Origin of the sequence: Gilliamella apis, assembly GCF_030758615.1 — a bacterium.
Taxonomy (GTDB): Bacteria; Pseudomonadota; Gammaproteobacteria; order Enterobacterales; family Orbaceae; genus Gilliamella; species Gilliamella apis_A.
In genome coordinates this window covers 2,157,337-2,183,087 of record NZ_CP132381.1, presented here as the reverse complement: position 1 = coordinate 2,183,087, position 25,751 = coordinate 2,157,337, and the positions used below count along the sequence as shown (strand labels likewise).

The window sequence follows — 25,751 nt, the reverse complement described above, 5'->3', positions numbered from 1 at the left end:
TATGGAAGATAAATTCATATGGCGCACTATGGGCACTCCGAAATGTACCGATTCACAAAACATCAATGAAGCTCGCTTCGGTGATGGTTATACTCAATTATCGAGTAATGGAATTAACAATAACAGCGAAACATGGGAGTTAACATATATAGGCGAAAAAGAGGAGATATCAAAAGTTAGGGCATTTCTAAATTCGCACATTATTGAATCTTTTAAGTGGATAAACCCCTACGGTGAGGAAAAGCTATATCGAGTTGTCAATAAATCAATCGAATCTGAATTTGTTGGTGGTAAAGTTGTTTCGCTATCGTTTCAATTTGTACAATCCTATTCGCCTTAATTACCATATTAATTCCTACCAAGCCCACACATGTGGGCTTTTTTATTATTTGGAGAAAATAAATGTCTATAACTCAAGATTTACAAGCACTTGAAGGTAATCAGTTAATACAACTCATAGAAGTTGACGGAACTAAGTTTGGACTTGATGAAGTTTTAAGATTTCACGCACATAACATACCGTCAGAAGGTTGGGCTTCTTTTGTTGCCGATAATTTACCGTCAATTCGTTGGCAAGGTAATGAGTATTTACCGTTCCCATATGAATTAAGCGGTATCGAATTAAGTAGTACAGGCTCACAACCGACACCAGAACTATCCGTAGGTAATATTGATGGCAGAGTAACTCGGCTTTGTCTTGATTATGATGATTTAGTGCAAGCTAAAGTCAAGATTCATACCACAATGGCTAAGTATCTTGATTCGGATAACTGGAAAGAAGGTAATCCACAAGCCGATCCGCTCCAAGAACGAGTGCAGTTATTTTTTATTAATAAAAAGAAAGAAGAAAGCAAAACGGTAATCAAGTTTGAACTTTGTTCACCATTTGATATTCAAAACTTGCAGCTTCCAACTCGCCAAATCGCTACTGTTTGTACGTGGTGTATGCGAGGTTGGTATCGAACTGGTACAGGTTGTGATTATGTCGGTAATAACTATTTTAATAAAGATGGAATGCCGACAGACGACCCTGCAAAAGATGAATGCGGTGGTTTATTAAAAGATTGCAAAGCAAGGCATGGTAATGATCCTCTTCCGTTCGGTGGTTTCCCCGCGGCTAATCTTCAAGGTAAGTAATATGCGACAAAAATTATTTGATTCAATTTTGAAACATGCTGAAAACGAGTATCCAAATGAGGCTTGCGGATTAATTGTTGACACTGGCAAAACACAAAAATTTATACCATGTAAAAACATGTCAGATAATCCAAAAGAGCATTTTCTAATTTCACCCGATGAGCAATTAGAAGCTGAAAAGCAGGGTGAAATTATCATGATAATTCATTCTCACCCAGATTCACCAATGTTAGTGCCGTCTGAATTTGACCGTATTCAATGTGATTATTCAGGCATTGAGTGGGGCATTGTGTCTTATCCTGAGGGTGATTTCTGCACAATTTCACCACGAGTTAATCGAGATTATACAGGTCGTCAATGGTTACTTGGTTATGCCGATTGTTGGGCTTTAATTATGGACTACTATCAACGCGAATTCAATATCACACTCAAAAATTATTCGGTTCCGCATGAATGGTGGGAAGACGGAAAAGAAAACATTTACGACGACAACTGGCAGGCTGAGGGATTTATTGAGGTTGATTTAAAAGACATTAAGATCGGTGACATTATCATGATGAAACTTAATTCAAACGTGACCAACCACGCCGCTCTTTATGTTGGTGATAATCTCATTCTCCACCATTCATACGGTCAATTATCCTCACGAACTCCCTACGGTAAATATTTTCGAGATAGAACAGTCCGCATTGTGCGAAACAAGGAGCGATTCGATGCTAAGTAATTTAACATTCAAAGGAGCAATGGCTAAACAATTTGGTAAAAATCATCAATACGATGTCCAAAATATTAAAGAGTTATTGAGAGCATTATGCGCAACAAAAAAAGGTTTCGAAAAATACATGTCCAGCGCTCACTTAAACGGCGTCAAGTTTGCTTTTTTTGTGGATGGTAAAAATATTGGTATTGATGAGTTTGATATCAATGCGAATGGTAAAAACTACATGATTATGCCCGTATCACAGGGTTCTAAAAGCGGTGGGATGTTGCAAATTGTCATCGGCGCAATAGCATTAGTTGCAGCATTTTTTACAGCAGGGGCATCATTAGCAGCATGGGGTGCAGCAATGACAGCGGCTACCATTTCTGCCACTTCGATTTTAACAGGTATCGGTATCAGTATGATGCTTGGCGGTGTTGTTCAAGCATTAAGCCCACAGCCTAAATTTAATGCGGGCACATCATCTCACGCAGAAAATAAACCCAATTACGCATTTGGCGCACCAGTTAATACTAACTCCGTTGGCTATCCCGTTCCTATTTTGCTTGGTGAACGTGAAATTGGTGGTGCATTTATTAATGCTGGTATTTATACAGAAGATCAACAATAGGTGAATTATGCAAATCATTGAAGGTCAAAAAGGTGGGAGTAAGAAACAACACAAGCCTTACGAACAGCCAGACAATTTACTTTCAACCGCCAAGCTTAAAGCCTTAATCGCGTTGAGTGAAGGCGAAATAAAAGGTGGATTAACAGCAGAAAATATATTTATTGATAACACGCCACTTGCAAATGCTGACGGCTCTCTTAATTTTAAAGGCGTCAAATGGGAATTTCGTAATGGCAGTCAAACGCAAGACTATATTCAAGGAATGCCTGAGGTCAGCAATGAATTAAGAGCTAATTATAAAGTAAAGTCCAACAAACCTTGGGTACAATCTTTTTCTAACTTAGACCTTGATGCAATAAGAGTTAAATTAAACCTCCCCGTTCATGTCGAATATAAAGATAATGGCGATTCACTCGGAACTATTACACATTATGCTATAGATTTATCAACTGATGGCAGCGCATTCGAAACTGTCGTGAATGGTAAATTCGATGGCAAAACGATGTCTGAATATCAACGAGATCACCGAATTAATCTCCCTAAAGCAATTGAAGGTTGGACAATTCGTGTTAGACGAATAACGCCTGATTCAAAATCAAGTAAATTAGTGAACGATTTTGGTGTTTTTTCTTATGCTGAAATTATTGATAGTAAATTACGTTACCCAAACACAGCGCTACTTTATATTGAACTTGATGCAAGTCAATTTAATGGGTCTGTACCAAAAATAACATGCAAATTGAAAGGAAAATTGGTGCAAATCCCAGATAATTACGATCCTGTATCTCGAAATTATTTGGGAGAATGGAATGGCACTTTCAAAATGGATTACACGAATAATCCAGCTTGGTTAGCTCATTATTTAATGCGTGATGAGATAGCAGGGATGGGATTAAGGATTGATTCCACAATGGTTGATAAATGGGCAATTTATCAACTTGGGCAATATTGTGATCAAATGGTGTCAGATGGCAGAGGAGGTAAAGAACCTCGGTTTGCTTGTAATGAGTATATACAAAGCCAACGAGACGCATACACAGTCTTAAAAGATTTGATTGCTTCGTTTCGAGGAATAAACTTTTGGGGCAACGACCAAATCTATTTAACAGCAGATATGCCGCAAGATGAACCTGATTTTATTTATCATTCATCAAATGTTATTGGTGATTTTGTTTATTCGGGTGGCTCTTATAAAAATCGCTACACATCGTGCATGGTCGCATATTCAAATCCTGACGATCATTATTGTGATGATGTCGAAGCCGTCTGGGATCATGATTTAATGCGCCGTTATGATGTTAACGTCATGAAGTTAACTGCTATCGGTTGTACTTCACAAAGTGAAGCTCAACGTCGAGGTCGATGGGCATTGCTTTCTAACGTAAAAGATGGTGTTGTGACATTTACAGTTGGTCTTGACGGTTATATTCCACTGCCTGCTCGTATCATTGGTATTGCCGATCCATCACGGTCTGGAAAGGAAAATGGCGGGCGAATTCATGCAGTAAATGGGAAAAAAATTACATTAGATAGACCTGTTGATTATGAGGCAGGCAATCGACTGGTAATTAATTTACCCGATGGAACTGCACAAAGTCGAACTATAAAATCAATTAGTGATGACAAACGAACAGTCACTGTAACCGCAAATTATAAAATTCTCCCTGTCGCTGGCGCAGTTTGGTGTATTGATAGTGATAACATTGCTATTCAGTATTATAGAGTTACGGGTATATCAGCCAGAGAAAATCAACAATTCACTATTACTGCGATTCAGCATGATCCTGACAAATTTAAATACATTGATGACGGCGTAAGGTTAGAGCCAAAACCAATAACCGTGACTCCGCCTAGTGCTATTTCTGCGCCTAAAAATATCATTATTTCTGAAAGTAGCTATGTGTCACAAGGTTTGTCAGTGGCTTCTTTAGAAGTTGGTTGGGATAAAGTGGATGGCGCTACAAATTACGTTGCACAATGGAGGAAGGATAATTGCAACTGGATTAATGTCGGACAAACTAACGGAACAAGTTTTACTGTCAGCGGTGTTTATTCTGGTGTTTATGATGTTCGTGTCCGAGCGATTAATGCGGTTGACGTTTCATCAGCGTGGTCTTATTCAGAACCCACCTCAATTAAAGGTAAGGTTGGAAAACCTGATAAACCTATTAATTTCACTGCTTCAGATGATGTGATATTCGGTATTGATTTAAATTGGTCATTTCCAAAAGACAGTGGTGACACGAGCCATACAGAAATTCAATATTCAATTAACGAAAATGAGGATGATGCGTTATTACTGAGTAATGTGACATATCCTTGTAAAAGTTATTCACAAACTGGATTATCTATTGGACAAACATTTTTCTACCGAGCGAGGTTAGTTGATAAAATTGGAAATGTTAGTGATTGGACAGATTGGGTTAAAGGTATTTCAAGCACTAACACAAATGAGTTAACAGACCATATTTTCAATGAAATCAAAGAAACTGACGCTTGGAACTCATTAGTAGATAAAACCGATAATAACGCAAATTTAATAGGGCAATATTCTGATGAACTAAACGAGCAATCAAAGCTGTTAGTTGAAAATGCATTATCAACTGTTGAAAATGCAAAATCCATTATTGAAAATGCATTAGCGAACGATATTAATGCACAAAACTGGCGAAAAGAGCTTGGTGGAACTAATGCAGAAATTAAAGAAACTAGGGCGCTCATTGTCAGTGAAAGTGAAGCAACTGCTATTAAGCTAAATGAAATGTCATCAAATTTAGATGGCGCAAATAGCAATATAAATGAGTTAAAACAAACCACATCAAAACAAGGAGAAAAATTAAGTACTCAATCTGATTTGATTAACACACTAAATAGTAGCATTACGGATACACAAAAGAATGTTACAGCAAATGCAAATGCTATTAACGCATTAAACACGACAACTAAAAAACAAGGCGATTTAATCGAATCACAAAGTAATACATTGACACAATTATCATCATCAATAGATAAAGCTCAAAAATCTGCTGACACAGCTAATAATAATGCTAAAAATAATGCAACAATTATTAGTCAAATGAAAACGAACGTTACTCAGCAAGGTGAACAAATTACCGCACAAGCGAACTCTATCAATACAATAAAAACTAATATTAATAATGTTTCAGCGAATATTAGTGATGTATCAAAAGCAATTCAAGATACTAACGGCAAATTATCAGCATATCGAACAATGAAAGTTCAAGTCGATAATAAAGGTCAACAGTATGTCGCTGGAATGACGATGGGAGTTGAAAATACCAATAGCGGCATGCAGTCAAATGTTATCTTTTTACAAGACCGTTTTTCAATCATGAATGCCGCTGACGGTAATCCTCAAACGGTTTTCACAACACAAGGCAATCAAGTTGTTATTAATGATGCTGTTATAGGTAATGGAACAATAACAGATGCAAAAATAAAAAACGCATCAATTACTAGTGCAAAGATTAGTAATGTTATTCAATCTGATAATTTTCAAGATGGGAAATCTGGTTGGCAATTATCAAGAGATAACGGCAAGTTAAAAGCTGTTGATGTTGATATTTCGGGAAGGCTTAAAGCGACATCAGGAGAGATGAATAACGTTGTTATCAATGAAAATTGTCAAGTTAGGGGTAAATTAACAGCAGAGCAAATAGTGGGTGATATTGCGAAAATTATTTATTTCCCTACGGGCAGTTCAATAACTGTTGAGCCAGAGCCGTTTAACAGGGTTATAAGCACACCTGCAGTTATTGTTCACTCTAATTCGGGTGATATGATGCAGACCTCTATCTATACAATTGCTACTTGTAACGATTTTACTTGCGAAGATGGCAAAGTTATTAAAAGAGGCAGAGCTTTATTTGAAATCAGTGTTACAGCTAGTTACAACAAGTCTAAATCCTATAGTTCGGCGTGGTATTTTAGATTACCCGCTAACACAAAACTCCAGCTAAGAGCAGATGGTTATGGTCAATGTCCGAATGCTATTAATTTATTTATTACTAAAGAATAAAAATCAAATAGCACAAATTTTAACTACCAAAGGGGATAAATATGTCGTGGTACAAAATAGGTACAGTAAATGTAACAAAAAACAGTAATGTAGTAGTTGGCGAGGGCACTAAATGGACAAATCCATTTATTGGCATTTGTGCTGGACAAATGCTGATATTAAAAACTCAAAATACAATTGAGATACACGAAATTGCCTCGGTACAATCTGATACAGAATTAACATTAGCCACCCAATATAGTGGCGAAACAAAATCAGGTTTAAAATACGAAATACCAACTACCCCAAAATTATCAATTGAATCGTTGGCATTACGGATATCTGAAATGCTCAACTATTATCAACAGCAAATGGAAGGCTGGCAGACAGTATTAACAGGAGAGGGGGAGGTGACGTTAACCGCACCTGATGGGCGAGTTGTTACAATTAAATCTCAATACTCGATACAAAAAGAACTAATACAGTTGGTTGAACAATCCAAAAACTTTGCTAGCTCTGCTAACAAATCAGCGGCAACAGCAATTGATGCAGCCACAACATCTAATGCTAACGCAGTAACAACAAAAACAAACGCAGACAATGCTATTCAGTCAGCTAAACAAGCGGTAGATAGTGCAATAGCGGCTAAATCGTCTGAATCTAATGCAAGTAATTCAGCTAAAGTAGCTAAAGCTTCAGAGGATAACGCAAAAAAATGGGCGTCTACAATTGATACATCGACGTTAGTAAAAAAATCTGGCGATACAATGACTGGAGAATTATATATAAACGGTCAACCAGTATTAACTAAACGAGCATTCGGTCTCGGCGTTTCACATGTGCTCGGTGATGAATCTATCGATGAAACAAAAAATCAATATAGTGGTTTTTTATTCACACAGCAGCAATCAAAAGGTGAAAAACCGTTCAATTACAGTCACGTGATGCGGTCTGCTGTTAGCGACTCATTTGCTGATATTGCAATTGACATATTGAGCAGACGTGCAAAATTTCGTGGAGTGTTAACTGATGAAAAAAATGCTGCGTATACAGGCGATTATTCGTGGACTGAATTTATAACTACTCAAAATATATCTAATTATATTCCTATCGGCGAGTTTCGATTAATGCCGTTTCGTGCTAATGAATTACCGTTCGGATGGTATTTCAGAAACGGGGATAACTATTTGCTAAATTCACCACAGGGGCAGGTTTTAAATCGATTATCTAATAATTATAAGCGCGATCATCAAATAACAATCAAAACAATAAACGGTCAGCAATATATTAATGTACCGTCAGCATTTGCGCCCGATGGACGTGGTTTTTTTGAACGTGCGGTTAATGGAACTACTCGGCAGGTAGGTAGCGCTGAAGATGATGCCATTCGTAATATTAAGGGCGGTTTACCTTCTGGTAATTACAAAGCTCTGATTGGACACGCAAAAATCGAAACTGGAGATAAAAACGGTGCAATATCAATACTATCGGCTGGCGATGACTATCTCGCAAGCTCTGCGTCCAGTACGAATCCCCGACAATTACGCTATATGTTTTTTGATTTTGATGCGTCGAGAGTCGTTCCTACAGCTAACGAAAACAGATCTTTAAATATTGGTATGACACCTGTTATTTATCTTGGAGTTTAATATGATTAATTATTATTTCGATAACACAAATGAACTAAAACCATTCACACATGAATTAGAAGCAAATGATGACACATTACCGCCAGACAATGCATTACGAATAGCACCTGAATTCAAAGATGGTTATTGGCCATGCGAAAAAAATGGTAAATGGGGATTAGTCGAGGACAACAGAGGTAAAACAGTTTACAGTATCGAAACCAAAGTACAGGATAAAATTGATTATCTGGGTAAAATCAAGAGTGGGTTTACTGAGTTAGAACCTTTTGAGTTTTGTAAATGGAACGGCGAAAAATGGGTTTTAGATGAAGATGAACAAAACGCATTTAAAATAAAACAAAACAAAATGTTAAAAAGCTCACTATTGAATGAAGCTAATGAAAATATATCTATTCTTCAAGATGCAATTGATCTCGACATGTCAGAAGACGGTGACGAGGAAAGGCTAAAGGCTTGGAAAAAATATCGAGTTTTATTGAATCGCATTGACGCATCAGATATCAACGTTATTTTTCCAACAAAGCCTGAATTGAGCTAACAACCATCGCATCAATCTTCAACTTACAATACTCTACAGCATCCGACAACATCACAAAATCTGCGATATCATACATAGTTTTATCATCTTGATAGAACACGTAATTGTGCTCGTCGTCGCTGTTGATAATGTAGCATTCGCCCGTGATTTCATTTTCGTAATCGTCGGGCGTCATTCGTACATAAATCGGTATAGTGTATTTGATTGTTATCATTTATGCCCGACTTTTGTACGAGGTGATTTCAACCAAATTTGATTTTTTGTGACATTTTCACGTTGTCTGTCTAATTCATAAGTTGCTCTTTTCCCTCGACCTGCGAATTTGGATTTTTCAATCGCATCTTTGAGATGTTCGTGTACAACGATGCCATCTTCAATTAATTTATTCATTTTAGCTCGATGCATCTCTCTATATTTAACTCCAGCTAACGGAGTTTGTGCAGGTAAATCATGTTTGATTCTATAATCAATTGAATCAATTTGATGAATTCTGTTTAAATGAACTGGCAGAAAAGGGAACCATTTGCCACATTCTAAACATTGAATTAAATCATATTTGATATATTCATCAACATCAGCAAGAGAGGTTATTTTTTCATTAAAAAAGGATTTCGCTTGAATTGGTTTTATATTGTTATCATCAAGCGCGCGAATTTTGCTATATATCGCATTGTATGATCTACGTGGTAATAATTTCATCAAATCTGCAATAGGCAAATGACAATTTAACGTTAAAATTTCGACTTCTTCAGTAGCCCAATTTTTCATTTTTTTATTCGTTCAATTGTAGCCAATAATTGCATATAGTTAGCAGATTTAAATTTGTCGGCTAGTGATTTAGCTATTTCATTGCCCGCTAAATATTCGTCACTATCAATGATTTCTGAATATAAATTATCAATTAATACAGGATCAATAAATGTCCCGTTTAAAATCGAATTTAATAAATGAATTTCATCAATAGATAACTCTAATGATTGCGTTCTAATAATATACTCGTACCTATCCCATATTTGATTTAATCTATATGTAACGCCGTTAGAATTACTATTTAAATCATTTCGTAATTGAGGGGAAGGGGTAAAACTTGGGTTTCTTGATATTTGTTTCATATGTCACCTAAAAAAGCCCTTTCGGGCTTTATTTATTCAATTTCAATATTGAGAGCTTCGCATTGCTCAACGGTTAACACAATTCCGCTAGCGTGCTCATATCTAGTAGATAATGAAGAATCAACTGGATAAACACCGTCTACATTCAAACGTGTAACTCTATCACCATCATTGATGAATAGAATGTCAACATTTCCATCGTTATTTTTTCTTCCAAAAACTTCGTTTAAGTTAGTCATTTTTTTCTCCTTCGCCTCTCTCGAATTTTCGCTTCGGCTCTCTAAGTTAGTGTTGTTTGTTTCTATGTGATTATAGTATTACATCTGTCATACAGTGTAAAGAGATATTTTTAACTTTTTGTGCTATTTTATTTAATTATATTTGAGGTAATAAATTAATGGTTATTAAAGAGGGATTTTTAATAGGTCAGGATAGGGAAAGTGACAAATATATTACAACTGTATATTACAACTTATTACAAGCTTGATTGTTTGATAGGTTTGTGGAAATTGATGGATTAGATGTAACTATTTGATAATAAAAGAAAGAAGATGGCGGAAGCGCAGAGATTCGAACTCTGGGAGGGTCGCCCCTCGCCGGTTTTCAAGACCGGTGCTTTCAACCGCTCAGCCACACTTCCGCAATGGCTGTGAATATTAAAGGAGACGGACTTGTTTGTAAATAGTAAATTTAATATTTTTTATCGACTGCTTTAATTTTCGCCAAATTCGGGCGAAATTCAGCAAAACTAGATTGTTTACTCGCCAAAACTAGTGTTGCAATCTTATTAATCGAGTATAATACGCAGCAAATATTAAGTTATGTTTTGAAAAATGTTAAATCAAATAGACACTGATGATAAAGGGTATTTAAAAAATTGGCAGGATTGGACTGTTGATTTAGTACCTGAATTAGCTACTTTAGAATCTATAGAGTTAACTGATGCTCACTGGGAAGTGATTTTATTTGTTCGTGATTTTTACTTAGAATATAAAACTTCACCGGCAATTCGAGCATTGGTTAAAGCAATGGAAAAAAAATTTGGTCCAGAAAAGGGCAATAGTCGCTATTTATATAAGTTATTTCCTGATGGTCCAGCTAAACAAGCAACTAAACTAGCAGGCTTACCAAAACCTGTTAAATGTATTTAAGTTAAGAGATAAATTAAACTCATGATTAGGTGGAAAATTCCATTTTTATTACTACTAGTGCTGGGTTATTTACAGTACTCATTGTGGTATGGGAAGAATAACATTTATGATTATCAAGAAAATGTGCAAATATTACAGAATCTGCATCGAGAGAATGATATGTTGAAAGCACGTAACGAACAGATGTTTGCGGAAGTTGACGATTTGCAGAAAGGCTATGAAGCGATTGAAGAAAGAGCGCGCAACCATTTAGGTATGGTTAAAGCCAATGAGTATTTTTATCGAATAATTATTGATTCTAAAGCAAAATAATAAGGTATTACGTGACAAATAATAGTGATATTATCGCAATCGTTCCTGCGGCAGGAGTGGGTTGTCGCATGAAAAGCCAATTACCTAAACAATATCTAAAAATTGGTCCAATGACAATATTGGAACATACTATACAAAAATTGTTAACTCATCCCAATATTTCCTGTGTAGTGGTGGTCATCAGTCCTGAAGATAAGTTTTTTAATACACTTGAACTCGCTTTGCAAGACAATGTTAAAGTGGCTTATGGCGGTGAAACTCGAGCTGATTCTGTATTAGCTGGTTTGAATTTAGTTAATGATCACCAATGGGCCTTAGTTCATGATGCCGCAAGGCCATGTGTGACTCATGAAGATATTACAAAATTAATAAATCGAGTATTACAAGAAAATAAGGGTGGAATATTAGCAACACCACTAAGTGATACGATTAAACAAGCTTATAGAGATAATCAAACTGTTATTGATCACTCTATCGATCGAACTTATTTATGGGGAGCTGCTACGCCGCAATTATTTAATGCTGGTGAACTTAAAATGTGTTTAAGTGAAGCATTAAAAAATAACATTGCAATTACTGATGAAGCATCGGCTATAGAGTATTGTGGTGGTCATCCATTATTGGTGGAATGTCGTCGAGATAATATAAAAATTACTCGACCAGAAGATTTAAACTTAGCATCATTTTATTTAACTAATCAAAATTAATATAGGTAGATTATGCGAATCGGTCATGGGTTTGATGTCCATAAATTTGGTGGTGAAGGACCAATTACATTAGCTGGAGTGAAAATCCCTTATCAGTTTGGTCTTGTTGCTCATTCTGATGGTGATGTGGTATTACATGCTATTACTGATGCTTTGATTGGTGCATTGGCTTTAGGAGACATTGGTAAATTGTTTCCAGATACAGATCCTAAATACAAAGGTATAGATAGCCGATTATTATTGAAAGAAGTGTATGGTATTATCCAATCTAAAGGTTATAAATTAATTAATTTAGATACGACCATTATTGCACAAGAACCGAAAATGAGACCTCATGTAGATCAAATGCGGGTTAATATTGCTGAAGATTTGCAAGTACATTTTGATCAGATTAGTGTTAAAGCAACGACGACTGAACAATTGGGTTTTACTGGCCGTAAAGAAGGTATAGCTTGTGAAGCCGTAGTGTTATTAGCAAAGAAATAGAGACAAATTAGACAATAGGCGATTAAGTGTTAGCAGAACTCAATTATTTTTATGGTAAACCAACAAGCTATGGTTTATATAAGCAACAATATGAAGATTTTATTGTTATCGAAGAACTAGGTTTTGATTTAACTGGTGAAGGTGAACATGTTTTAGTTTATCTTGAAAAGAAAGATTGTAATACAGTCTTTGTGGCTGAACAGTTAGCTAAATATGTTGGCATTTCAGCGAAAAATGTCAGTTATGCAGGCCTTAAAGATCGCCAAGCAGTCACCCAACAATGGTTTAGTCTACATATGCCTGGCCAAGATACTCCAGATTTTTCACAATTTGATTTAACTGGCTGTCAAATATTGCAGGTTACTCGGCATAATAAAAAATTGAAAATAGGGGCTTTAAAAGGTAACCGATTTAAAATTGCTTTAAGAAATTTGACTGATAAAGAAGAAGTCGAATCAAAATTAGACTTAATTAAACAGCATGGTGTTCCTAATTATTTTGGCGAACAACGATTTGGACGTGAGCAAAATAATATTAATCAAGCAATAAAGTGGGCCAATGGTGAAATTTCAGTTAAAGACCGTAAAAAAAGAAGCTTTTATCTTTCTGCGGCACGAAGTGCTATTTTTAATGATATAGTCAGTCAAAGGATTCAACGACAGATTCAGCAAACAGTTATTGATGGGGATATATTACAATTATCAAAAAGTAATAGTTGGTTTTTGTCTAAAACTGAGGAATTATCACTTTTACAGCAACGTTTACAAAATGGTGAGATTAATATTACCGCTCCTTTGGTGGGCGATTCAGGATTAGGTACTGAATCTATTGCTTTAACATTTGAACAAAGTTGTTTGGAAAATTGGTCTTGTTTTACTGAGTTATTTAGAAAGGAACGCGTTGAAACGATGCGACGCTCAATATTGTTGCGCCCTGAGCAACTAGAGTGGCAATGGCGAGATGAAAATAACTTAGACATCAGTTTTTATTTACCTTCAGGTTGTTATGCAACAAGTGTATTACGTGAATTGATTATTGAAAATGAGTAACTAAAATGCAAAGTTTAAAAAGGCAGCGGTTGATTGACTTATTACGCCAGCAGGGCATAAAAGATGATCGTGTTTTAGAAGCTATAGCTTCAATACCACGTGAAAAGTTCGTTGATGAAGCGCTTTCACATCAAGCTTATGATGATTGCTCGTTACCTATTGGTAGTGGTCAAACTATTTCTCAACCTTATATTGTTGCTAAAATGACGGAGTTATTAAACTTAACGCCTAATGCAAAGGTACTTGAAATCGGTACTGGTTCAGGATATCAAACGGCAGTTTTAGCCAAGTTAGTAAATCATGTTTGTTCAGTAGAAAGAATTAAAAGTTTACAATGGAATACCAAACGAAGATTAAAATTACTAGATATCCATAATATTTCAACTCGTCATGGCAATGGTTGGCAAGGTTGGCCAGAACGTGGGCCATTTGATGGTATAATTGTAACTGCAGCGGCAACGGAAGTGCCTTCGAGTCTGCTGACACAACTAGCTGATAAAGGGCGGTTAGTATTACCTGTAGGTAAAAATCAGCAAACGTTACAATTAATTGAACGCGATGGTGATAATTTTATTACCAAGAATATAGGTGAAGTGAAATTCGTACCGCTTGTAGATGGCGATATAGAATAATGAAAAAGAAGCAAATAATTTGATTATTTGCTTCTTTTTCAATTTAACTATTCTCTTTCATTTATTAAAAATTAATTTTTCTTCTCTTTTTCATTTTGTTCGGAAAGTTTCCACTCACAAATACCGTATATTGCATTAAACAGATAAATTAAATACTGGGTTGCGATAACAATATTGTCAGTATAAATATTTAAACTAATAACTAATACATTTAATAAGACCCATAAATACCAATTGAAAGCATATCTCATCATTAATAAAAGTTGAGCAACTACGCCCAGACCGAATATAAAGCAGTTAGTAATAAGTTGGTAGGAGGTATTTATTGCGCCGATTTCATTAGTTAAATAAATATTGAAAAAAGCAGCCGCAATGAGGAATATCAACGCATATAAAAAGGCATTTTCATTTAAAGTACGAACTTTAACGCTTTTATTATTATCTAGATTTTTTTGCCAAGTTAATATGCCATAAATATGTGAGCCAAAATAATAAAACGTTGGCAAACCCGCCCCAATATTACCGCCAAGGAAATTTGCACAACATTCAGCAATTACCGCTAGCATACCAAGCACATTACCTAAATTTTTTCGTTTTGCTAATAAGATCACACATAACAAGCCTAAAAATGCACCAGCATATGATACTGCATAGCGTAAATTGAAATCATTAATTGGATCCGTATATATATATGCTCCGGTGACACAGATAATACAAAACAATGGATAAAATTTATTGCGGCCAATAGCTATGGCAAAATGGCTTAATTTATTCATAATTATTACTCTTCATCATTAATAAGTTGATTGACTAGTTCGATACTTCGCAAATAACGCTCTTCATAATCTGGTGAATCAATTTGGATGTATTTGATATGATTTTTTTCTAACAATGAGATCAGTAATTGTTGAAAATCTTTTCGTTGTTTTGGACTGCCTAAACTTCTTAATCCATCAGCAACCCACGGTGTGTTATTACCTAATAAGATAACTAAATCGAATCGATAATTATTGATCATAGCTTGTAAAAAAGGATGTTCTTTACCTTCATATTTTTTACAAAATGCTTGAGTGGTAATAAAATCAGTATCAATAAATGACACTTTATTAGCATGTTTGATAGCAAAATCAATATATTGAGCATGCCCTAATGCAATTTTATCATAGTCAGCATATTGCAATGCACGTTCATCGCCACCAAGATGAGAAAATACATAATCACGGCCATATTCCCAAGCACTAGTGGTATTAAACATATTGGCTAATTTATTTACTAATGTCGATTTACCGCTTGATTCACCACCAAGAATAGCCACCGTTCTCACAAAAAATGGTCTCACTTCTGTTGGTATATATTGCCAATTTTTTAATGGGGCTTGACGAATTTGAGTACCACTGACTTGCATAAATTGCCGAGTAGGATCGATAAGTACTGTGTCTAAATCGAATAAATCTTTATACATGGCTACATCTTGTGGTTCACTTGAATAGACGCAACTAGGATTAATGCCTTTTTCTTTAAATAATTTTTTGACTCTATCACTCCATTCATTCCAACCATTTGGATAAGCCGGAATACCATCTTCTTCTAAAAGTTCAATATGGATATTTTTTTGATATTTGAATGTTTGTAACAACCAACGAATCCTATCATTGATCGTTGGTTGGCGTGACATAGCACTTTCTTCAAATAACGCCATATCCCGGATGGTGTCGGAACAAAGAATAATATAAAGTTCATCAACTTGGCTAATTGCACGTTGAATCAAATAAATATGACCAGTATGCAATGGATAAAATTTTCCAAAAATCACTCCAACTTTTTTATTTTTGCTGGCTAAGTCTATTTGTAAATAATGATGCAGTGATTGTAATTTCTGTGCGCTTGGATTTTTAATTTTATCATTAATCAATTGGCTCAAATAACCTTTAGTCATTTGACAAGCATCAGCAACAGTCTGTAATGATAAGTTTTTGCGTTTTATGGCTGCTTTTAAATAATTGAAACCATCCATACCGCCTCCTTTTCGTTTTTTATTTGTTACAAAATCTACATTATTTTTTATAAATGTTCAATATACTAAACAAAAAATAAATATTTTTGATTTGTAATTTAAATCTTATGCTGATTAAATATAAAATAATGAATATTTTTATCATAAAAAAACTGTAGATAATTATATTTTTAATTACATTAATTTAGTAGATTAATAAATAAAATCATGGTGATATAGGGAAATGCTAATATGAAAATTCATAAAATTGCATTGGCGATTGCATTAATTTCAGGGAGTGCTTTGGCAAATAATAATGTTACATTAAATAAAGTAACTTTGTTTTTACAAGGTGCCGAATTACAAGGTCAGTCAACTGTTTTATTAACTAAAGGTGAAAGTGAAATCATATTAACAGGTATCGCTAATAATGTTAAGCCTGATTCAATCAATGTTGGTTTTGGTAATAATGATGTCAAAATATTGTCGACATCATTAAATAATAAATATGCTGGAAGTATTAATAATGATCAGGATATTCAAAAAGTTATTGATAAACTGCAACAACTACAAGAAAAGCATGATATTGTAGAAATTCAATTAAAAGTGGTGAATGAACAAGTTTCACTTTTGCAAGGTAATCGCTTAGATAGTTTAGTTAAAAGTGGATCTGCTGATTTAGTTGCCATGAAAAATGCACTTGATTTTGTGAAAGCTAATCTAATTTTGACATTAAATGAACAAAGTCGATTACAAAAAGAAATTGATTTGTTAGATGAACAAATTAAACAATGCCAAACCCAAATAGATGAAATGCAAGAAGCTGACAAATTACATAATGCGGTTGTTGTCAAAGTCATTTCCAATAAAGATATTACATTACCTATTACACTTTCATATGTTACCTCTGAAGCTGGTTGGGAACCGATTTATGATGTCCGAGTTGCCGATATTAATTCGCCTTTACAATTGACCTATAAAGCAGCAATTTATCAAAACAGTGGTTTAGATTGGCAAAATGTCGATTTTAGTTTATCAACCTCTAATCCAAGTAAAGGTATATCTGCCCCAGAAATTAATCCATGGTATATTGATGTTTATAGTGAAAAAAGTGGTCTATTTTTTTCCAAGTCCGAGAAAGAAGAATATTACGAACGAGAATCAAAATCAAGATTGGTAGAGCCTGGCCAAAATACCAAAGTTAATACTTTAGGTATCAATACCCATTTTGATGTTAAATTACCTCATACTATCAAAACCAATAGTGAAAATAATATTCTTACATTGCAGACAAAAGAAGTTGAAGCTAGTTATCATTATATTTCAACGCCTAAATTAGATAGTAGTGTTTATTTACTAGCACAGATAAGAGACTGGGATAAACTGAATCTATTCTCAGGAAAAGCCAATATCTTCTTTAATGGAGATTTTGTTGGTGAGACAACTATCTCAACCCAAAGTGCTAAAGAGACATTGGATTTTTCATTAGGACGTGATAAAAACATTTTAATCGCCCGCAATCGTAATGTTAAAGAAACCTCAACTCCATTACTATCTGGTGATGATATTTCACAAAAGTATGCTTATACTATTGATGTCAAAAATAATAAAACATTGCCAATTGATATAGAAGTTAATGATCAGCTACCGGTAATTTTAAATAAAACCGTAATACTTGCTGATACCAAATATGATGGTGCTCAATATGATAAACAAACTGGATTATTAACTTGGCGATTTACTTTAAATCCAAATGAAACTAAAGATCTTAATTTAGGTTTTAAACTCACTTATCCAAATGATAAAGAAGAAGATATATATGGTTTATAAACCTCATAAAATAAAGTATAACCTATGTTAACTAATTGGTTCGAGCAATTTAAGCAAAACAGTCAGATCAGTTTACTTGATCTTCATTTGGCCCAATTTTTGGTCAATAAAGTTGATGGCAACGATGAAATTATTAGCAAACGTTTTGCCTTTTTAATTATATCGTTAAGTCAAGAAGTCAGGTCAGGTCATGTTTGTCTTGATATTACTCGCCTGAATCAACAAGTTATTGATCCGCAACTTTGGCAGGAGCTCAATACTCCAACCGTTGAAGATTGGGTTAATGTACTCAGTGTAGCTTCAAATAAACAAGTAGTAAGTGATGGAGAACAACTTGCACCACTTATTTTTATTGAAAATAAACTTTATTTTCAACGTATGTGGCTAGATGAACGTCATGTTGCTCAGTATTTTAATCAACCACAATTGAATATTGCATCAAGTAAACCGATCGACTTAAAAAATATTCTTGACCAACTATTTGTTGATGATAATACAACTGTTGATTGGCAAAAAATTGCGGTTGCGGTGGCACTAACTCGTAAAGTAGCCATTATTTCAGGTGGCCCAGGTACAGGTAAAACAACAACAGTAGCTAAAATTTTGGCCGGAATAGTGTTAAATGATCCTACCACGCGAATCGTGGCTGCAGCACCAACAGGGAAAGCTGCATCAAGGTTAACCGAATCTCTTAGTCGAGCAATTGAACAGTTATCTTTTGAATCATTAAATATTAAAACCGAAGCAGTGACTCTGCACCGTTTATTAGGTGCGAAAACCGATAATCGCTCATTTAATTATAACAAACACAATCAATTACATATTGATGTTCTTGTGGTTGATGAAGCTTCAATGGTTGATCTGAATATGATGGCAAGAATTATTGAAGCTCTGCCTGATTGTGCTCGCTTAATCTTGTTGGGTGATAAAGATCAGCTATCTTCTGTGGAAGCAGGTGCGGTATTTGGAGACTTATGTGACTTTATTTTAAATGGATATAGTCAATCTAGGGCAGATGAACTAAGTCGATTAACTGGCTATGCTATTCCAATCGCAGACCAACCTGCAAGCATGATCACCGATAGTATTTGCTTATTGAAAAAAAGTTATCGTTTTAATGAGTATTCAGGAATAGGCTTGTTGGCTAATGCGGTGAAAGAAGGTCAATTGCAAGCGGTTAAAAAACTGCTAGCCAATAAATCTTTACCAGATGCTTGTTATTATGAATTATCTTCAAGTCAAACTTACCAAGCTGTTTTAGATGATTGTGTCGCACATTATAAAAATTATCTAAATGCTATTAAACATCATCAAAATAATGATATTGCCAGTATTTTAGGCAAATTTGCTGAGTGTCGTTTACTGTGTGCTTTACGTGAAGGTAAGTTTGGGGTAGGAGGGTTAAATAAACAAATTGAGTTATTATTGACCAAACATAAATTGATTAAATTAAATAATCGTGATCAATGGTATATTGGCCGACCAATTATGATCTTACGTAATAGTACCGCATTAGGTTTATATAATGGTGATATTGGTATTACACTTAGGGCTGAACATGATCACTCAAAACTACGGGTTTATTTCCCTTTTTCTGATGGTTCTATTAAAGGCTTTTCTCCCTATCGATTACCCGAGCATGAAACAGCCTATGCAATGACGATCCATAAATCTCAAGGTTCTGAATTTGATCATGTCAATATTATTCTACCAACAGAATTTTCACCATTACTTAATCGATCATTGCTCTATACTGCAATAACAAGGGCTAAAAAAACAGTTTCAATTTATGCTGATGCTAAAATTTTAGATCGTGTAGTGAAAAGTCAAATACATCGAGAAAGTGGCTTAGTGGAACAGATAAAAAATGTTTTACAATAGTATCGACACTTAAATTATTGCTGATAAAGATAAAGCACCAACTTATTGTATTATAGTTGGTGCTCTTTTTATTTATTAGTGGATGATCTTAGCTAAAAAGTCTTTAGCTCGATCTGATCGTGGATTGGTAAAGAATTGTTCTTTTGAGGTATCTTCAATGATTTCACCTGCATCCATAAAGATTACTCGGTGTGCAACTTTACGTGCAAAGCCCATCTCATGGGTAACAACCATCATTGTCATGCCTTCATAAGCTAATTCAACCATAACATCTAGTACTTCATTAACCATTTCTGGATCAAGAGCCGAGGTTGGTTCATCAAATAGCATAACGACAGGATCCATACATAGTGCTCGAGCGATTGCAACACGTTGTTGTTGACCGCCAGATAGTTGAGCAGGGAATTTATCCGCATGAGCTAATAAGCCAACACGATCTAATAGCGTTAGCGCTTTTTCACGCGCTTCTTCATTTGATCGGCCTAATACCTTAATTTGAGCAAGTGTCAAATTTTTCAAAATTGTTAAATGAGGGAAAAGCTCGAAGTGCTGAAATACCATTCCCACTTTTGAACGCAGTTTTGCTAAATTAGTCGATGGATTTGTAATCTCAGTACCATCAATAATAATTTTACCTTGTTGAATAGGTTCTAGAGCATTTACGGTTTTGATTAGTGTTGATTTACCTGAACCAGAAGGCCCACAAACAACAACAACTTCACCTTTACCTACTCTTGTAGTACAGTTTTTTAATACTTGAAATTTTCCGTACCATTTTGATACATTTTGTAAGGAGATCATCGACTTATCCCTTTCTTGAAATAATTAACTAAACGAGAAGCAGTATAACAAATTATAAAGTAACTTATTGCTGCAAAAATAATCATTGAATATTTAACTGTGCCACCCTGAACCGTACCGATTTGGGTCACACTGGCACCAAATAAATCAATTAAGCTCATCACATAAACCAAAGAGGTATCCTGGAACAAGATAATACCTTGCGTTAACAACAATGGCACCATTGATCTAAATGCTTGTGGTAATATTATCAAACGCATTGCCTGACTTTTGGTCATACCTAATGCGTAAGCTGCATGATATTGACCTCTAGCAACCGCATTAATTCCTGCACGTATGATTTCAGAATAGTAAGCTGCTTCAAATAAAGCAAATGCAATCATTGCTGAAACAATCCTAACATCAGCATAAGGAGGTAAATTAAATATATGTTTAATAACTTGTGGTAATGCTAAATAGAACCATAACAAAACTAACAGTAATGGAATGGAACGGAATAAATTGACATAACATTTAGCAAAAATATTTAGTATTTTATTATTTGATAAACGCATTAAAGCTAATACTGTCCCCCAAACAATACCAAATACAACGGCAGTAAATGTAATTTTAGCGGTTAACCACAATCCACTTAATAGTAAATGATAATTGTCTAATACCAATGAAGGTATATCTGCAATCCAATTTAGTAGTTGCATATTATCCTCCATGACTCATATTAGGTAAGCGGGTTTGTTTTTCAACAAAACGCATAATGGTAAGTACGGCATAGTTTATCAACATAAATGCAATTGTTACTCCACATAATATTTCAACAATGCTGTTGGTTGCATCATTAATGCGATCTATTTGACCAATCAAATCTATCAATCCAATGGTGGATGCAACTGATGAATTTTTAATGATATTGGTCATTTCAGACGTAAGTGGTGGAATAATACGACGATAAGCGTTAGGTAGTAAAACATACATATATGCTTGTCGATTTGTTAAACCAAGTGCAATAGCGGCATAACGTTGACCTTTAGGTAAAGTTTGAATACCGGTTCTAACTTGTTCCGCAATACGCGCAGAAGTAAACAAGCCTAAAGCAATTGCTGCCGTAATAAATGCACTAACATCCGGTGATAAGCCAGATATAAACCATGTTTTTAAACTTCCAGATAGAATTTCTGGAAATAACATGTACCATAAAAACATTTGTACTAGTAATGGGATATTACGGAATAGTTGGATATAACCGGCTGCAAAACGATTTAGAAATTTATTTTCTAATGTTCTACAGATTCCCACTAGTGATCCTAGTATGAATGCAATGATCCAAGCAGTAACCGCTAATGAAACGGTTACAATAATACCGTCCAAAAGCCAGTTTAAGTAAATTCCATCACCATACGGGGTGGATTCAAGAAATAGTGTCCAATTGAAACTCATAATATATTTATTTCACTAAATTAGATTATGTACTAAATGTAACGACCATTTAGTACATAGGATTAGAAAGATAAGAAAAGTATTAATCTAATGCTTTATCATTTGGATTTGCAAAAAGCTCAACCATTTTTGGTGAAATTTCTAGAGCCATATTCGCTCCTTTTGGTGGAACAGGTTGAGTGAACCATTTGTTATAAGATTCTAATGCTTTTCCTGATTTTTGGGCATCAGCAATGGTTTTATCCATTAATTGTTTAAATTGGGTATCACCTTTTCTTAACATACAACCATAAGATTCATAAGATAATGGCTCACCGACAATTTTCCATTCTGCAGGATTAATTGCACGTGAACGTTCGCCCGCTAAAAGTGCATCATCCATTAAAAATGCTACAGCTCGACCAGTTTCGAGAGCATTAAATGCATCACCATGATCTTTTGGTGTAATAATACGAATACCCAATTTTTCTTTATTGTTGATTTGATTTAAACGGACTTCAGATGTAGTACCAGCGGTAGTCACCACATTTTTTCCTTTTAAGTCTTCAATACTATTGATATTACTATCTGCTTTAACAAGGAATCGGGTACCTACAATAAAAATACTGTCAGAAAAATCTACAGTCTTTTGACGTTCAAGATTGTTTGTTGTAGAACCACACTCAAAATCATAGGTATAGTTATTTAGTAATTGAATTCGAGTCTTAGAGGTAACAGGTAAATATTTAACTTTAAGATCCGGTAAGTTTAGTTCTTTTTTGACTGCATCTACAATTAAGTTAGAGTAATCTTGAGAATAACCGATAACTTCTTGTTTTTCACCATAGTAGGAAAATGGGATAGAAGACTCTCGATGACCAACAACAATTACACCGCTTTCTTTGATCTTAGCCAATGTACCACTTAGTTCTTCTGCAACTGCGGCACCACTCATTAGGCCTAGCATTGCTAATGATAACACTAATTTGGTTAGTTTTGTCTTTTTGTACATACTCATCTCCTACTGTTTAATTTGTATCATATTAAATAAATTTAATATTTTTACAAAGGGCGTATATTATAACTTATTTTTTAGCATAAAAGTACTTTTTACTGTTTATTTATCGTTTAAAAGGACAAGCTACAGTCAAGAAATTCTATGATCTTTATCAATTCTTAACGTAGCCAATTTTCTGAATTTCAATAATATAGAAGCAATATTTATGCCAAAATATTGCTTAGCGACGGTTTTTTACAAAAATCAGAATAAATAGTATTGAAATAATTAGGTAATAGGAAAGGTTTCCAAACCTTGCATAAGGGGTTAAACCAACGGTAGGGGATAATTTGTAATTTAAAACCTGAGTTTGAAATTGTGGTAATTGTTTAACAATTTGACCGTGATGATCAATAATTGCTGTAATGCCTGTATTGGTACTACGAATCATTGGTCTGCCAAATTCTAAGGCTCTTGCTTGCGCCATTTGTAAATGTTGTTTGGGGCCAATACTGTTACCAAACCAAGCATCATTAGATACAGTTAGTAAAAAATCTGTGTCTGCCGTAAAGTTTTTCAATATTAAGTCGGATAAAATAACTTCATAGCATATTGCTGTAGTAAATTTAAAGCCTTTTATCTCAAGTGGTGGTTGTTTTTCAGCCCCCGCTTGCATGGATGACATTGGGATATCAAGCATTTGCGCAATAGGATCAAGTAATGATTCAAAAGGAGTAAATTCACCGAACGGCACTAAATGATGTTTCTGATAACGATTGGTGTTAGGGTATTGATATGGTGTTTTTCCACCTAACACTAGCAATGTGTTATAAATATCAGGATTTTCTTGATAACCGTAATTTTCTAAACGGTAATCAATAATACCAACAGCTATTTCACTATTATTTGCTCTTGCTTCGTTGTCTAAAAATTGGAGGAACGGTTGCTGATTAATTTCGTAATCTGTGATACTTGCTTCAGACCAAATAATAATTTTATCTTTAGCAAGATTTTGTTCGGTTAATGAACCATAAGTTTGCAGAGTATTATTTAGTTGCTCTCTGGTCCAGCGAAGAGATTGTGAAATATTACCTTGAATTAAGCTAAAATCAGCAGAACGGCTGTGGTCAATTGTTGTCCAATTAATTAAATTGAATGATATTGGTGCAATAAAGAGCGTAAATAGTGCGAATATTGCACCAATTGGGTGCTTTTTAGTCGAGCGGCTTAATGCCATATTTAAACAATAGATGACCAAACCACAGCAGATAGTCAATATTAATGTGACACCATTTATTCCAACTATTGGGAAGTAGCCTCTTAATGGACTGTCTAGTTGACTATATCCCACTTCTAACCAAGCAAAACCAGTTAAAATATAACCACGTAAAAATTCAGTAAGCTGCCACAATATAGGGGCCAGGAAAACCAATTGTTTTATTGAGAATTTTGGTGCGAAGCTGTCACATACTCTTAACAATAATGCAAATAACATAGGATAAAATGCTAAGTATGCGATTAGAAGTCCTAAAATAATTACCGCTACCGGAGTTGGTACTTCACCATATTGTTTAATGCTTATATAAACCCAATGAGCACCAGATAGAAAATAGCCAATTCCCCAGCTAAAACCAATAAGCATTGCTTTCTTTTTCGGTTTATCAGCAATTAACCATAAAAGGCTAGCAAATGCTACAAAAGCAAGTGGCCAGATATGAAAGGGCGCATAGCTGAATACAGCAATTGCACCAAAGATAAAGCTCAATAAAATCTGCTTAAGCATTTTCTGATTGCTCTAAATTAGGTATAGCGGCATTTTCAGGGATTGTGACATGCAATTGAATAATTCGTCTTCGGTCAGCAATGGTTACTTTAAATTGATAACCATCAATAGTAATCGTTTCGCCACGGATTGGTAAACGGCCAAAATGTTGCATGACGAGTCCGCCAATAGTATCCATTTCATCATCACTAAACGTGGTAGCAAAAATTTCATTAAAATCTTCTACTGAAGTAAGGGCTCGGACAGAATAAACTGATGGTGATAAACGGCGAATATCACGATCTTCAACTTCATCGTATTCATCCTCAATATCCCCAACAATAAGTTCCAAAATATCCTCGATAGTGACTAAGCCTGAAACACCACCAAACTCGTCAATTGCCATCGCCATATGATAGCGTTGCATGCGGAATTCTTTTAACATATGGTCAACGCGTTTACTTTCAGGAACGACAACAGTTGGTCTTAGGATCTTTTTCAAATCAAAATCGTTTACACCTTGTCGAATATAAATGAGTAAATCTTTGGCTAATAGAACCCCTTCGATATGGTCTCGATCTTCACTAATTACTGGATAACGTGAATGGCCATGTTCAGAAATAATATCTAAACATTCATCAAGGGTGAAATTATCTTTGATTGTTACAATTTGAGAGCGGGGTATCATGATATCACGAACGCGTTGATCGGCTATATCCATTACACCTTCGATCATATCAAGGGTATCAGGATCAATGAGTTGATTTTCTTCAGCCTCACGAATAACTTCAATCAGTTCTTCTTTATCCTTTGGTTCTGAATTGAATAATTGACTTAACCATAATGTAAACCCTTTTTTGGGTCTCCGGTGATTATCATCACTCATTTTGCTCTCTTCCTTTTGTAATACCAAATATAATTGGATTTATTGTTATTGTTCTAATATCTAAAC

Annotated in this window: 26 protein-coding genes and 1 tRNA gene; 15 read left to right on the top strand and 12 right to left on the bottom strand. The window is 34.8% G+C overall.

Translation table 11 applies throughout. The features are described 5' to 3' along the window. Position 1 precedes the first annotated feature (1 nt). From RAM17_RS10050 to RAM17_RS10020, 7 genes are all read left to right on the top strand, one after another. Positions 2–340 carry a phage tail protein gene (locus tag RAM17_RS10050; protein WP_110447400.1) on the top strand — a complete coding sequence of 113 codons (339 nt, stop codon included), beginning with the start codon at positions 2–4 and terminating at the stop codon, positions 338–340. Between the two features lie 62 nt (positions 341–402). After that, on the top strand, positions 403–1,137 hold the full coding sequence (locus RAM17_RS10045; protein ID WP_110447401.1) for a phage minor tail protein L: 735 nt from the start codon (positions 403–405) through the stop codon (positions 1,135–1,137). A 1-nt stretch (position 1,138) separates the two neighbouring features. Beyond that, on the top strand, positions 1,139–1,861 hold the full coding sequence (locus RAM17_RS10040) for a C40 family peptidase (protein ID WP_110447402.1): 723 nt from the start codon (positions 1,139–1,141) through the stop codon (positions 1,859–1,861). Beyond that, a complete protein-coding gene (locus RAM17_RS10035; protein WP_110447403.1) occupies positions 1,851–2,468 on the top strand; it encodes a tail assembly protein in 618 nt (205 codons plus the stop codon). The genes RAM17_RS10040 and RAM17_RS10035 overlap by 11 nt, the downstream gene beginning before the upstream one ends. Positions 2,469–2,475: 7 nt before the next feature. Beyond that, positions 2,476–6,507, top strand: a complete 4,032-nt coding sequence (gene gpJ / locus RAM17_RS10030; RefSeq protein WP_306240049.1) for a TipJ family phage tail tip protein — start codon at positions 2,476–2,478, stop codon at positions 6,505–6,507. A gap of 41 nt (positions 6,508–6,548) precedes the next feature. Further along, the gene (locus tag RAM17_RS10025) at positions 6,549–8,135 is read left to right on the top strand and encodes a hypothetical protein (protein WP_220000036.1); all 1,587 of its coding nucleotides are present in this window, start codon (positions 6,549–6,551) and stop codon (positions 8,133–8,135) included. Between the two features lies 1 nt (position 8,136). Then, positions 8,137–8,673 (top strand): tail fiber assembly protein, encoded by a 537-nt coding sequence (locus RAM17_RS10020; protein ID WP_110447405.1) that lies wholly within the window; start codon positions 8,137–8,139, stop codon positions 8,671–8,673. 210 nt (positions 8,674–8,883) lie between these two features. Here RAM17_RS10020 and RAM17_RS10015 read toward each other — a convergent pair whose 3' ends face one another. The 4 genes from RAM17_RS10015 to RAM17_RS10000 form a co-directional block, all read right to left on the bottom strand. Further along, the gene (locus RAM17_RS10015) at positions 8,884–9,441 is read right to left on the bottom strand and encodes a MucR family transcriptional regulator (protein WP_110447406.1); all 558 of its coding nucleotides are present in this window, start codon (positions 9,439–9,441) and stop codon (positions 8,884–8,886) included. Beyond that, complete coding sequence (locus RAM17_RS10010; protein ID WP_110447407.1) at positions 9,438–9,785, bottom strand: hypothetical protein; 348 nt, start codon at positions 9,783–9,785, stop codon at positions 9,438–9,440. The genes RAM17_RS10015 and RAM17_RS10010 overlap by 4 nt, the downstream gene beginning before the upstream one ends. Positions 9,786–9,817: 32 nt before the next feature. Continuing rightward, positions 9,818–10,024, bottom strand: coding sequence for a hypothetical protein (locus RAM17_RS10005; protein ID WP_110447408.1), 207 nt, complete (start codon positions 10,022–10,024; stop codon positions 9,818–9,820). 313 nt (positions 10,025–10,337) lie between these two features. Further along, positions 10,338–10,425: transfer RNA gene (locus RAM17_RS10000), tRNA-Ser, on the bottom strand. Positions 10,426–10,618: 193 nt separating this feature from the next. On the opposite strand from RAM17_RS10000, the gene RAM17_RS09995 reads away from it, so the two are divergent. From RAM17_RS09995 to RAM17_RS09970, 6 genes are all read left to right on the top strand, one after another. After that, positions 10,619–10,936, top strand: a complete 318-nt coding sequence (locus tag RAM17_RS09995) for a TusE/DsrC/DsvC family sulfur relay protein (RefSeq protein WP_034902173.1) — start codon at positions 10,619–10,621, stop codon at positions 10,934–10,936. A 21-nt stretch (positions 10,937–10,957) separates the two neighbouring features. Then, complete coding sequence (gene ftsB / locus RAM17_RS09990; RefSeq protein ID WP_110447409.1) at positions 10,958–11,248, top strand: cell division protein FtsB; 291 nt, start codon at positions 10,958–10,960, stop codon at positions 11,246–11,248. A gap of 68 nt (positions 11,249–11,316) precedes the next feature. Next, positions 11,317–11,955, top strand: coding sequence for a 2-C-methyl-D-erythritol 4-phosphate cytidylyltransferase (ispD, locus tag RAM17_RS09985; RefSeq protein ID WP_220000075.1), 639 nt, complete (start codon positions 11,317–11,319; stop codon positions 11,953–11,955). 12 nt (positions 11,956–11,967) lie between these two features. Beyond that, a complete protein-coding gene (gene ispF, locus RAM17_RS09980) occupies positions 11,968–12,441 on the top strand; it encodes a 2-C-methyl-D-erythritol 2,4-cyclodiphosphate synthase (RefSeq protein ID WP_065614554.1) in 474 nt (157 codons plus the stop codon). A gap of 26 nt (positions 12,442–12,467) precedes the next feature. Next, the gene (gene truD / locus RAM17_RS09975; protein ID WP_110447411.1) at positions 12,468–13,490 is read left to right on the top strand and encodes a tRNA pseudouridine(13) synthase TruD; all 1,023 of its coding nucleotides are present in this window, start codon (positions 12,468–12,470) and stop codon (positions 13,488–13,490) included. 5 nt (positions 13,491–13,495) lie between these two features. After that, positions 13,496–14,122 (top strand): protein-L-isoaspartate(D-aspartate) O-methyltransferase, encoded by a 627-nt coding sequence (locus tag RAM17_RS09970; protein ID WP_110447412.1) that lies wholly within the window; start codon positions 13,496–13,498, stop codon positions 14,120–14,122. Between the two features lie 71 nt (positions 14,123–14,193). On the opposite strand, the gene pnuC is transcribed toward RAM17_RS09970, so the two are convergent. Both pnuC and nadR read right to left on the bottom strand, forming a co-directional pair. Continuing rightward, positions 14,194–14,898 carry a nicotinamide riboside transporter PnuC gene (gene pnuC, locus RAM17_RS09965; protein WP_110447413.1) on the bottom strand — a complete coding sequence of 235 codons (705 nt, stop codon included), beginning with the start codon at positions 14,896–14,898 and terminating at the stop codon, positions 14,194–14,196. A gap of 5 nt (positions 14,899–14,903) precedes the next feature. Beyond that, positions 14,904–16,136, bottom strand: coding sequence for a multifunctional transcriptional regulator/nicotinamide-nucleotide adenylyltransferase/ribosylnicotinamide kinase NadR (gene nadR / locus RAM17_RS09960; RefSeq protein WP_065614557.1), 1,233 nt, complete (start codon positions 16,134–16,136; stop codon positions 14,904–14,906). A gap of 231 nt (positions 16,137–16,367) precedes the next feature. Here nadR and RAM17_RS09955 point away from each other — a divergent pair, with 231 nt between their 5' ends. Together RAM17_RS09955 and recD are read left to right on the top strand one after the other, a co-directional pair. Further along, positions 16,368–17,945 carry a DUF4139 domain-containing protein gene (locus tag RAM17_RS09955; RefSeq protein WP_110447414.1) on the top strand — a complete coding sequence of 526 codons (1,578 nt, stop codon included), beginning with the start codon at positions 16,368–16,370 and terminating at the stop codon, positions 17,943–17,945. 24 nt (positions 17,946–17,969) lie between these two features. After that, the gene (gene recD, locus RAM17_RS09950) at positions 17,970–19,826 is read left to right on the top strand and encodes an exodeoxyribonuclease V subunit alpha (RefSeq protein WP_110447415.1); all 1,857 of its coding nucleotides are present in this window, start codon (positions 17,970–17,972) and stop codon (positions 19,824–19,826) included. 75 nt (positions 19,827–19,901) lie between these two features. Here recD and RAM17_RS09945 read toward each other — a convergent pair whose 3' ends face one another. The 6 genes from RAM17_RS09945 to corC all read right to left on the bottom strand — a co-directional run bounded on the left by RAM17_RS09945 (position 19,902) and on the right by corC (position 25,685). After that, positions 19,902–20,627, bottom strand: coding sequence for an amino acid ABC transporter ATP-binding protein (locus RAM17_RS09945; RefSeq protein WP_110447416.1), 726 nt, complete (start codon positions 20,625–20,627; stop codon positions 19,902–19,904). After that, a complete protein-coding gene (locus RAM17_RS09940; protein ID WP_110447417.1) occupies positions 20,624–21,325 on the bottom strand; it encodes an ABC transporter permease subunit in 702 nt (233 codons plus the stop codon). Before RAM17_RS09940 ends, RAM17_RS09945 begins: the two co-directional genes overlap by 4 nt. 1 nt (position 21,326) lies before the next feature. Then, positions 21,327–22,061 (bottom strand): amino acid ABC transporter permease, encoded by a 735-nt coding sequence (locus RAM17_RS09935; RefSeq protein ID WP_110447418.1) that lies wholly within the window; start codon positions 22,059–22,061, stop codon positions 21,327–21,329. Positions 22,062–22,143: 82 nt separating this feature from the next. Next, positions 22,144–23,052, bottom strand: coding sequence for a glutamate/aspartate ABC transporter substrate-binding protein (locus RAM17_RS09930; protein ID WP_110447419.1), 909 nt, complete (start codon positions 23,050–23,052; stop codon positions 22,144–22,146). A gap of 226 nt (positions 23,053–23,278) precedes the next feature. Continuing rightward, positions 23,279–24,820 carry an apolipoprotein N-acyltransferase gene (gene lnt, locus RAM17_RS09925; protein ID WP_110447420.1) on the bottom strand — a complete coding sequence of 514 codons (1,542 nt, stop codon included), beginning with the start codon at positions 24,818–24,820 and terminating at the stop codon, positions 23,279–23,281. Next, positions 24,813–25,685, bottom strand: a complete 873-nt coding sequence (corC, locus tag RAM17_RS09920) for a CNNM family magnesium/cobalt transport protein CorC (RefSeq protein ID WP_110447421.1) — start codon at positions 25,683–25,685, stop codon at positions 24,813–24,815. Before corC ends, lnt begins: the two co-directional genes overlap by 8 nt. Positions 25,686–25,751 lie beyond the last annotated feature (66 nt).

What these genes read in the sequence shown, in the direction of transcription:
- RAM17_RS10025 (WP_220000036.1), top strand. Translation starts at nt 6,549, where the DNA reads ATGTCGTGGTACAAAATAGGTACAGTAAATGTAACAAAAAACAGTAAT.
- recD (WP_110447415.1), top strand. Translation starts at nt 17,970, where the DNA reads ATGTTAACTAATTGGTTCGAGCAATTTAAGCAAAACAGTCAGATCAGT.
- RAM17_RS10040 (WP_110447402.1), top strand. Translation starts at nt 1,139, where the DNA reads ATGCGACAAAAATTATTTGATTCAATTTTGAAACATGCTGAAAACGAG.
- RAM17_RS10045 (WP_110447401.1), top strand. Translation starts at nt 403, where the DNA reads ATGTCTATAACTCAAGATTTACAAGCACTTGAAGGTAATCAGTTAATA.
- RAM17_RS09940 (WP_110447417.1), bottom strand. Translation starts at nt 21,325, where the DNA reads ATGCAACTACTAAATTGGATTGCAGATATACCTTCATTGGTATTAGAC.
- RAM17_RS10010 (WP_110447407.1), bottom strand. Translation starts at nt 9,785, where the DNA reads ATGAAACAAATATCAAGAAACCCAAGTTTTACCCCTTCCCCTCAATTA.
- ispF (WP_065614554.1), top strand. Translation starts at nt 11,968, where the DNA reads ATGCGAATCGGTCATGGGTTTGATGTCCATAAATTTGGTGGTGAAGGA.
- ftsB (WP_110447409.1), top strand. Translation starts at nt 10,958, where the DNA reads ATGATTAGGTGGAAAATTCCATTTTTATTACTACTAGTGCTGGGTTAT.
- RAM17_RS09945 (WP_110447416.1), bottom strand. Translation starts at nt 20,627, where the DNA reads ATGATCTCCTTACAAAATGTATCAAAATGGTACGGAAAATTTCAAGTA.
- RAM17_RS09935 (WP_110447418.1), bottom strand. Translation starts at nt 22,061, where the DNA reads ATGAGTTTCAATTGGACACTATTTCTTGAATCCACCCCGTATGGTGAT.
- RAM17_RS09930 (WP_110447419.1), bottom strand. Translation starts at nt 23,052, where the DNA reads ATGTACAAAAAGACAAAACTAACCAAATTAGTGTTATCATTAGCAATG.
- RAM17_RS10020 (WP_110447405.1), top strand. Translation starts at nt 8,137, where the DNA reads ATGATTAATTATTATTTCGATAACACAAATGAACTAAAACCATTCACA.
- nadR (WP_065614557.1), bottom strand. Translation starts at nt 16,136, where the DNA reads ATGGATGGTTTCAATTATTTAAAAGCAGCCATAAAACGCAAAAACTTA.
- ispD (WP_220000075.1), top strand. Translation starts at nt 11,317, where the DNA reads ATGAAAAGCCAATTACCTAAACAATATCTAAAAATTGGTCCAATGACA.
- RAM17_RS10050 (WP_110447400.1), top strand. Translation starts at nt 2, where the DNA reads ATGGAAGATAAATTCATATGGCGCACTATGGGCACTCCGAAATGTACC.
- RAM17_RS09970 (WP_110447412.1), top strand. Translation starts at nt 13,496, where the DNA reads ATGCAAAGTTTAAAAAGGCAGCGGTTGATTGACTTATTACGCCAGCAG.
- RAM17_RS10035 (WP_110447403.1), top strand. Translation starts at nt 1,851, where the DNA reads ATGCTAAGTAATTTAACATTCAAAGGAGCAATGGCTAAACAATTTGGT.
- gpJ (WP_306240049.1), top strand. Translation starts at nt 2,476, where the DNA reads ATGCAAATCATTGAAGGTCAAAAAGGTGGGAGTAAGAAACAACACAAG.
- pnuC (WP_110447413.1), bottom strand. Translation starts at nt 14,898, where the DNA reads ATGAATAAATTAAGCCATTTTGCCATAGCTATTGGCCGCAATAAATTT.
- corC (WP_110447421.1), bottom strand. Translation starts at nt 25,685, where the DNA reads ATGAGTGATGATAATCACCGGAGACCCAAAAAAGGGTTTACATTATGG.
- RAM17_RS10015 (WP_110447406.1), bottom strand. Translation starts at nt 9,441, where the DNA reads ATGAAAAATTGGGCTACTGAAGAAGTCGAAATTTTAACGTTAAATTGT.
- RAM17_RS09955 (WP_110447414.1), top strand. Translation starts at nt 16,368, where the DNA reads ATGAAAATTCATAAAATTGCATTGGCGATTGCATTAATTTCAGGGAGT.
- RAM17_RS10005 (WP_110447408.1), bottom strand. Translation starts at nt 10,024, where the DNA reads ATGACTAACTTAAACGAAGTTTTTGGAAGAAAAAATAACGATGGAAAT.
- lnt (WP_110447420.1), bottom strand. Translation starts at nt 24,820, where the DNA reads ATGCTTAAGCAGATTTTATTGAGCTTTATCTTTGGTGCAATTGCTGTA.
- RAM17_RS09995 (WP_034902173.1), top strand. Translation starts at nt 10,619, where the DNA reads ATGTTAAATCAAATAGACACTGATGATAAAGGGTATTTAAAAAATTGG.